This window comes from Paenarthrobacter sp. CM16, from assembly GCF_013179505.1.
GTDB lineage: Bacteria > Actinomycetota > Actinomycetes > Actinomycetales > Micrococcaceae > Arthrobacter.
Genome location: NZ_JABMCX010000568.1, coordinates 1 through 1011, shown reverse-complemented (window position 1 = coordinate 1011; position 1011 = coordinate 1). Strand labels below are relative to the sequence as shown.

Genomic DNA, 1011 nt, shown 5'->3' with positions numbered 1-1011 from the left:
AGCATAAACAGCACCGTGGGTCGGCGCCACTTGGCCGCTGATCAACTTCATCATTGTGCTTTTTCCGGAACCATTACGGCCGATGATGCCAACAGACTCGCCCCTTTCCACAACCAAAGAGATCTCTTTGAGCGCAGAAACCGTGACCAAGTTCGGCCGCTCCAGCAGGCTTGTAATTCTTCCCCTGATTCCCCGTCTGCTGGACGTGCTGCGTCCGTCAGAAGATGGCACCCGATAGGTCATCCGGACCTTGTCTATGACTACGCAGGGAGGACCATCCAAAAATGCAGTTGAATCAATCGCGCCCATAAGTCTCCTCCCCTTGCCAGAAGAATACGAAGCCAACCAAGAGTGCCCCCAGCGCGACGACTCCCAGAGTTGCCCATGATTCCCAAGACGGCACACGATCGTAAAGGACGCTGCTGCGAACGATATCAATGACGTTGAAGAGCGGATTGAACTTCATCACGGCGAGAATCGTCGGATCGGACACGAACCGTTCGTAGGAGTAGAAGACAGCCGAACCGTACATCCAGGCGCGGATAACGAAGGGAAGGAGATGGGTGATGTCGTGAACCTTCGAGATGACACGTGCAAGAATCAGTCCGATTCCGAGATTAAAGATCCCCTGGAGAATCACGGCCGGAATAGTCAGAAGCCACAACAGGCTGACTTTCTCGGCGGGCGGCACCAGAACTATGAGGAGGAGCATGCCCAAGATCAAGGGAACAGCTGAAAGCATCTCACGCATGTTGGCACCCAAAGGCAGTGCTGCCCGTGGAAAGTTGAATGCTTGCACAACAGATTTACCGTTGCGAATCGATCGCGCACCTGACGTGATCGCGCCTGAGCTGAACTGGAAAAGGAAGACTCCAACAACCAGATAACCGACAAAATTATCGATGCCATGGCTGGTCTGCAGCAGCAGGCCGAACACGAAGTAGTAGGTCAACCCATTGAAGACGGGGTTCAGCAGAAGCCACGCGCTACCTAGCCGGTCTTTCCGCGTTC

Annotated in this window: 2 protein-coding genes; both read right to left on the bottom strand. The window is 54.2% G+C overall.

Annotation, left to right across the window (positions count from 1 at the left end; genetic code table 11):
• Positions 1-309 (bottom strand): ATP-binding cassette domain-containing protein (locus HP499_RS24540; protein WP_172326613.1); only part of this gene is annotated, 309 nt, incomplete at its 3' end.
• A partial coding sequence (locus HP499_RS24535; RefSeq protein ID WP_253951788.1) for an ABC transporter permease occupies positions 296-1011 on the bottom strand: 716 nt, incomplete at its 5' end. The genes HP499_RS24535 and HP499_RS24540, both read right to left, overlap by 14 nt.